At 63.2% G+C, this 5,506-nt stretch carries 10 protein-coding genes; 6 read left to right on the forward strand and 4 right to left on the reverse strand.

The genetic code is table 11. The annotated features are described in order from the left end of the window. Positions 1–261, forward strand: a 261-nt coding sequence (locus MKK63_RS03930; protein ID WP_243998889.1) for a MucR family transcriptional regulator, incomplete at its 5' end; no start/stop codon positions are given. A 120-nt stretch (positions 262–381) separates the two neighbouring features. Next, positions 382–618 (forward strand): hypothetical protein, encoded by a 237-nt coding sequence (locus MKK63_RS03935; protein WP_243998891.1) that lies wholly within the window; start codon positions 382–384, stop codon positions 616–618. A gap of 836 nt (positions 619–1,454) precedes the next feature. On the opposite strand, the gene MKK63_RS03940 is transcribed toward MKK63_RS03935, so the two are convergent. The 3 genes from MKK63_RS03940 to MKK63_RS03950 form a co-directional block, all read right to left on the reverse strand. Further along, on the reverse strand, positions 1,455–1,847 hold the full coding sequence (locus tag MKK63_RS03940; protein WP_243998893.1) for a hypothetical protein: 393 nt from the start codon (positions 1,845–1,847) through the stop codon (positions 1,455–1,457). Continuing rightward, positions 1,847–2,494, reverse strand: coding sequence for a ParA family protein (locus MKK63_RS03945; protein ID WP_243998895.1), 648 nt, complete (start codon positions 2,492–2,494; stop codon positions 1,847–1,849). The genes MKK63_RS03940 and MKK63_RS03945 overlap by 1 nt, the downstream gene beginning before the upstream one ends. A gap of 92 nt (positions 2,495–2,586) precedes the next feature. Then, positions 2,587–2,820: a recombinase family protein gene (locus MKK63_RS03950; RefSeq protein ID WP_243998897.1), complete on the reverse strand. Its 234-nt coding sequence runs from the start codon at positions 2,818–2,820 to the stop codon at positions 2,587–2,589. A gap of 24 nt (positions 2,821–2,844) precedes the next feature. Between MKK63_RS03950 and MKK63_RS03955 the strand changes: the two genes are divergently transcribed. The 3 genes from MKK63_RS03955 (at position 2,845) to MKK63_RS03965 (ending at position 4,149) form a co-directional block, all read left to right on the forward strand. Then, the gene (locus MKK63_RS03955; protein ID WP_243998899.1) at positions 2,845–3,120 is read left to right on the forward strand and encodes a hypothetical protein; all 276 of its coding nucleotides are present in this window, start codon (positions 2,845–2,847) and stop codon (positions 3,118–3,120) included. Positions 3,121–3,123: 3 nt separating this feature from the next. Further along, on the forward strand, positions 3,124–3,315 hold the full coding sequence (locus MKK63_RS03960) for a hypothetical protein (protein WP_243998901.1): 192 nt from the start codon (positions 3,124–3,126) through the stop codon (positions 3,313–3,315). 594 nt (positions 3,316–3,909) lie between these two features. Further along, positions 3,910–4,149 carry a hypothetical protein gene (locus tag MKK63_RS03965; RefSeq protein WP_243998903.1) on the forward strand — a complete coding sequence of 80 codons (240 nt, stop codon included), beginning with the start codon at positions 3,910–3,912 and terminating at the stop codon, positions 4,147–4,149. Positions 4,150–4,168: 19 nt separating this feature from the next. Here the strand turns inward: MKK63_RS03965 and MKK63_RS03970 are convergent, their stop codons facing one another. Beyond that, on the reverse strand, positions 4,169–4,618 hold the full coding sequence (locus MKK63_RS03970; RefSeq protein ID WP_243916007.1) for a hypothetical protein: 450 nt from the start codon (positions 4,616–4,618) through the stop codon (positions 4,169–4,171). 341 nt (positions 4,619–4,959) lie between these two features. Here MKK63_RS03970 and MKK63_RS03975 point away from each other — a divergent pair, with 341 nt between their 5' ends. After that, on the forward strand, positions 4,960–5,226 hold the full coding sequence (locus MKK63_RS03975) for a hypothetical protein (RefSeq protein ID WP_243998905.1): 267 nt from the start codon (positions 4,960–4,962) through the stop codon (positions 5,224–5,226). Positions 5,227–5,506: the final 280 nt, after the last annotated feature.

A 5,506-nucleotide genomic window follows, 5' to 3' on the forward strand; every position in this document is an offset into this window, starting at 1 on the left:
CCGTACAAGACCCTGAAGCGGCACCTGAATGGCGCTGGGATGACGATCGAGCAATACCGGGAGCGCTTCGGTCTCCCGCGGGATTACCCCTCGACGGCCGCCAGCTATTCGGCTCAACGTTCCGCGCTCGCCAAGAATGCAGGGCTTGGTCAGCAGCGCCGAAAGGCGGCTCCGAAGGCTGCCGAGCCAGCGGCGACCGTCTCCGACAAGCCGAAGCGGGCTGGGCGGCCGCGGAAGGCGAAGGAAGCTGCAGAGGCCTAAAGATCGGGCGATCCGGCTTCTGCTTCAATCATTTGACGGCGCACAGACAGATCAGCGGGCTTAGGAACGACCTGCCCGCTGCTCCCCATAGATCCAGTAGGCACCTCCGGGGGGATCGCCATGGGTCTGGCTGCTTTCGTGTTCTTCGTCGTCCCGTGGATGGTGCTTGCGTTCTGGCTGTTCCGCCTTCCGAGCGCTGTCCGCCTCGGTACCTCTGCCACTCCCTGGCGCGCGCTCACGGACTATCCCGATCCGCCGCGTGACCAGCGCCACGAGGTCAATCCCTACAACTCCGGTGTCAACGATGGGGCCGGCAAGACAGGCGGCGATAAGCACGGCCCACTCATCAATCCCTGAGGGCGCGTCGGGATCTTTGCTCTGCCGCGGCATCTAATGGTCGCATATATTCAAGAGCGTTTTTGAGCTCAACAGTTCATCATAGATGCGGACTGTCAAAATAAGACAGACTGTCTGAGTTAATTTTAAAAATCCGTCAAATTTAAAGTCTATAACCTTGGGCATGTGCAACGTTAGCGCGTCAACGCCGAGGACCAACGGCTTTGGCACCGCCTGCGCTGGCGATATTTTCTCCTCCCGAGCCGCCAGCGCAGGCCTCCAATATGGAGGCGTCCGATATGGCATACAGCGTCAGGATCGATCGCATCGGGAAGGTTGGGGTGCCGCGAAGCGCTCCCCGGGTCTATCAAGCGAAGGACGAGGCGGACGCTATCACGATCGCGGCCTACGAGGTGGACGGGAGTAAGCCCGATCGTCCCCGTGTCGCCACTGTCACCGACGCCTCCGGGCGCATGCTGTTCACCTACTCCGGCCGCGCCACTACGGCGTCTCCGACATGACCGGGAAGGAGCGCGAGGATCCGGCGCTCCACGACCGTGCAATCAGAGACCTCGTCGGCCTGATGTTCGCGTTCCAGAGCGCGTTCTTGGCAGTCGCGATGCTGTGGCTGTGAGGCTCGTAATCAGAGCCGCAGCTCCTCGCTACGCCCCTACAGAAATCCGCTCCCCGAGTGCCCCTTGAAGGCGTTCGCCCGGCGGATGTAGCCGACCACCGCCCGGGGATCCTGATTGACAGACTGGTTCACAACTCTAACTGTTAGATGCAAAAATACGATATCTGACCGCCGTCATTTAGCAATCTTGCGACTATCTAGCGCCAATCATGGGACTAGATTTCTAGCCTCTATCGAAGGCCTCGACCGCCATTTCTAGCGCCTCCGCGATGGTGATCCGGCGATGGTAGGCGATCCGGCGTAACGCCTCGTGCGCCTCCGGCTTGATCCTTGTAGCGAACGGCTCCCGACCGGTCCGCCGAAGCGTGCGGCCGTCCACCTTGCCCGGGTCGAAGGCTGGCGGCGACTGCGGCGCGGGCTGAGGATGAACAGCCTGGGCGACCTGAGCGGGGGCAGGTTGGATAGGCGGAGAGGGCGCGGCCGCTGCGACCGGCTCGGGTGGTGTCGGAGGCGTAGGCTCAGCCGGCGCGTCTTGTTCCTCCTGATCCTGAGCGGCCATCATGCGGGCGACCGCTTCGGCATCCATGGCAGCCTTATTGCGGGGCTTCGGGGCCATCACAGCGACTCCAGGCGAGCGCGAGCCGCGGCGGCCAGCGCCGCGAACTCCAGACCAGACGGGGACTCAGCCGGCACGGCTTCACCCACGGACAGGGCATCGGCCACGATCGCCTTGAGGGTGATCGGCGGGGCCACCGGCTCGGTCAGGCCGGCCAGTGTGCCGACGACGTCCCGACCCGATCCTGTTCGCCGATCGACGCGCGACGGGACCACGAGGATGTCCGGCCGCCCTCGCCCGCCCGCCTTCCGGTGACGCCGCACGATCCCGACCGTCTCGGCCGCGCCGCGGATATCAAGCATGGAGGCGCCGACGGGGATCAGCGCCAAGTCGACGATCGCCACCACGGCGCCGAAGGCTGCGCCCAGCGCACCGGGCGCGTCAATCACGACGAAGTCGGCATCCTGCGCCCGCACGGCCTTGGTCCAGGCTGCCACCGCCTTGGCCTCGACCTCTTCAAGCAGGTGCGCCGTGACCGGGAAGGGCAGCAGGCCCATCTCACCGACCGCGACGGCGTGGCCAGCCGGATCGGCGTCAAGGACTACGACCTTCGCACTGCCCCGCGCCAGCACGGCTGCGAGGTTCAGAGCGATCGACGTCTTCCCAACGCCGCCCTTCGTCGATGCCAGCCCGATCAACTTCGCCATGCAGCAACCTGTCCGCCTGATAGCCGCTATCTGTCCGCAAGACAGTTTCTTTCTGATCGCCATCACACGGGCAGATTGCGGTTAACGCGAGCTTAACCGCGGATCTCGATCCCGGCCAGAACTCTCTGCACCTGAGCAGCCGACCAGGTCCCACCTCGGGCTGGTGGGATCGCCCTGGCATCAAGCGCCGCCGCGATCTGACGCAGCGAAACCGCACCCTCGGCGCGCGCTCGGGCAATCACCGGCGCGAGGTCCAGCGCCCGTTCCTCGGCCCGCTGCGCTTGGCGTGCCCGGCTGCGCGCCTGCCCGACCTCGCGGTTCGACAAGTTCTCTGGCTTCCCGGTGCAAAGATGAGCGAGCGCGTCGTCTCCAATGCCGACCGGCGGCACTGGTTCTACGACAGCAAGGGCCTGGTGGTTCTATTCGTCCTACTGTCCATGATCGTGATCGGCTGGCAGGTCAGCCGCTTCGAAGGCTTTGAGCCGATTTTCACGTGCGGTAGCCGCGAAGGCATCGATGAAGAGGTCTTTTCGACCGGTATGCGGGCGTGCATGGCCGAAGCGCAAACGCAGACCGCACAGGCCCGCTGCATGCACATCGTCTACGTTTTTGGCGTGCACCGATGAGAGATGGCGGTGAGTAGTGCTAAAACCGAAGCGGATCGCATCGTGGCGCGCCTAGGAAGCTTCATCCAGGGCATAGGCCTAAGCGTCGATGAAGCGCGGCAGATCATGGAACGCGCGATCGCCGATGACCCGGCGGCGGCGCCCGCCGACATCGAGGCGAAGGCGCGCGCCTGGATGCTGATTGCTTTGGCATGATCGACGACGCTGACCCTATCCTCGAAGCCGTCGCAGCCCTGCGAGGCTACTGTGTGTTGCAGCCGATACAGATGCCGCGGCTGATGCTGTCCTGAACTTGATCGTTCCTCGAACGGCGGTTGGTCGAACTGCGGGAAGTGGGACTGGCGGTGCGGCTGGGCGGCTTGGTCTGCCCGAGCGTGGTCGTATCCCGGACGGGCGTCACCCAAGTGCCAGTCGGTTCGGCTCCGGCAGCTGTCGGTGTGATGATCACGGCGGCAAGCGCCAGGGTGCGCAAAAGGGTCATAGTATTCCTCGTTTCTAAGGGTAACCGTCGCCAACACACATCGTGGGTGCGGCGTCTTCCCCGATCCGAGACATCGTTCGGGCGCTGACGGAGCTTCCGCAGAGATTTCTTTTTAGAGCCGATCCGGACCCTTACATTAAAACCCGATCAATCGGCCTGCTCTCTAATCGACGTTAGAGGCTTGGCCAGATATGGACCCAGATCAAACCTAGATCGAATGACAGCTTTTCTGCCGGTGTCGGTCGCACCGGCGGATGGCGAGCATCCTCACGTGCGCTAGGCTCCGATCGTTCAACCGGAGGCCGACCATGAACCCTTCCGAACTAAATCGCCTGATCTACGCCAGCCCGAACGGCGACCACTGGCACCTGTTGTTCGACCCCACGACCGGACGCAGCTTCTTCCGGCATACCGGCAACGTCGCCTCGGGCGGGCACGTGACGAATATCAGTCTTGCGGCATTCCTCGCGTTAGGCCGTAACGGACCTGAGCATCAGGAACTCTGGCGGTTGATCGGCACGCTCAGCGACGAGGAGCAAGCGTCGTAATCCGTCGCCACGTGGTAGGCTACCTGATCTCGTTGAGAGACGCCTGTAGATCGGCCCGACAAGCCGTCCCGAATGCCGTGAGGAAGTTGAGCTTACCCTCGCGTGCAAGCTCGCGGATTTCGTGCAAGCTCTGATTGGGTCCGAGATAGGTATCGATTACGCGGTCTATGACAGAACCTGCGGCATCTAATGTTGCTTGTGATGCGGTGAGCTGCATCTTTGCTAGCAGTGCATAGAGAAGTACCAAATCGCCAACGTCATCCCGCTCATGGCTGAGCGCATCGCCGTAGAGGCGAACGGCCTCGGTGATGAACTCGTTGAACAGTTCAATGCGCCTCGACCGTTCGGCCTCGCGAATTTTATCTTGGAACTGGCTTCGGTGCGTCATCCATGTCGTCATGAACGACGCCAGAGCGCCTATGGTGGCCCCACCCAGGCCGAACATCGCCGAGATGTAAGCCGCGTCCAAATCTGCCTCCTAAGCAAGGGCGAGAACGCGAAGCCTGTACCGCAGCATCGCTAAGATCCACGATCGCCGTGCTTTACCCCTTCCGCTCTCGGAACCGGATCCCGGCGCCGTCGCCGTTCTCGGGGATGAACTCCAGGCCGGCGGCCTCCAGACCCGTGTGCATCTTATCGACGCTGCTGACACGCGCACCCCCGACGACCAGTGAGACCGACGAGGCCCCCGCTACCCTTGAGGATGCCGCACAGCTCGATTTCGCGGCCTACAACCTTCCCGACCCCATCAAGACACCGCAGCAGTAGGCCGCTCGGTTCGCCCTCGACGCGGCGGACCGCATCATTGCCGTGCTCGACCGCATGGACGGTGACGCGGACCACGAGGACGGCTGGGATGATGAGCCCTCGCTGGCCGCTCCTGAAAACACCACCGGCTCGCAGGTGACGTGGTTGCGCGGGAACGATCAGGACCGGGAGGCCGAGGCCTCTGAGGCCGTGCTCCCCGTAGTGCCGGCTGAACCGGAGCCCGCGTCGATCGTCTTACCCTGGCGAGGCCGTGGCAACGTCATCGCGGCCGCTGGCTCGCTGATCGTCGACCTGCTGGAACGGGCTTGATCCGAAGCCCATGGTCCTTCCAGGCTCCGCTCTGAGTCCAACGGATGCGGTCGTAACAGTGGCAGTCACTTACCGGCTACTGGACGTCAATATCCGTCCTATGACGAAGTTTTGTGCCCCGCACCGATTATAGGATGGCAGACTACTCTTCGCCGCTGTGACCCGATGCAAGATGCGCTGATCCGCAAGCTCGAAAGCTTCGAGGAACTGAGCGACGCCGACCGCGCCGCGCTGCGGGCGTTTGTGCCACGGGTGCGGAATGTGCCAGCGCGAACGGACA

Origin of the sequence: Methylobacterium sp. J-088 (assembly GCF_022829295.1) — a bacterium.
Taxonomy (GTDB): Bacteria; Pseudomonadota; Alphaproteobacteria; order Rhizobiales; family Beijerinckiaceae; genus Methylobacterium.

Coding starts and splice junctions, on each gene's coding strand:
- MKK63_RS03935 (WP_243998891.1), top strand. CDS start 382: ATGGGTCTGGCTGCTTTCGTGTTCTTCGTCGTCCCGTGGATGGTGCTT.
- MKK63_RS03955 (WP_243998899.1), top strand. CDS start 2,845: ATGAGCGAGCGCGTCGTCTCCAATGCCGACCGGCGGCACTGGTTCTAC.
- MKK63_RS03960 (WP_243998901.1), top strand. CDS start 3,124: ATGGCGGTGAGTAGTGCTAAAACCGAAGCGGATCGCATCGTGGCGCGC.
- MKK63_RS03940 (WP_243998893.1), bottom strand. CDS start 1,847: ATGGCCCCGAAGCCCCGCAATAAGGCTGCCATGGATGCCGAAGCGGTC.
- MKK63_RS03965 (WP_243998903.1), top strand. CDS start 3,910: ATGAACCCTTCCGAACTAAATCGCCTGATCTACGCCAGCCCGAACGGC.
- MKK63_RS03945 (WP_243998895.1), bottom strand. CDS start 2,494: ATGGCGAAGTTGATCGGGCTGGCATCGACGAAGGGCGGCGTTGGGAAG.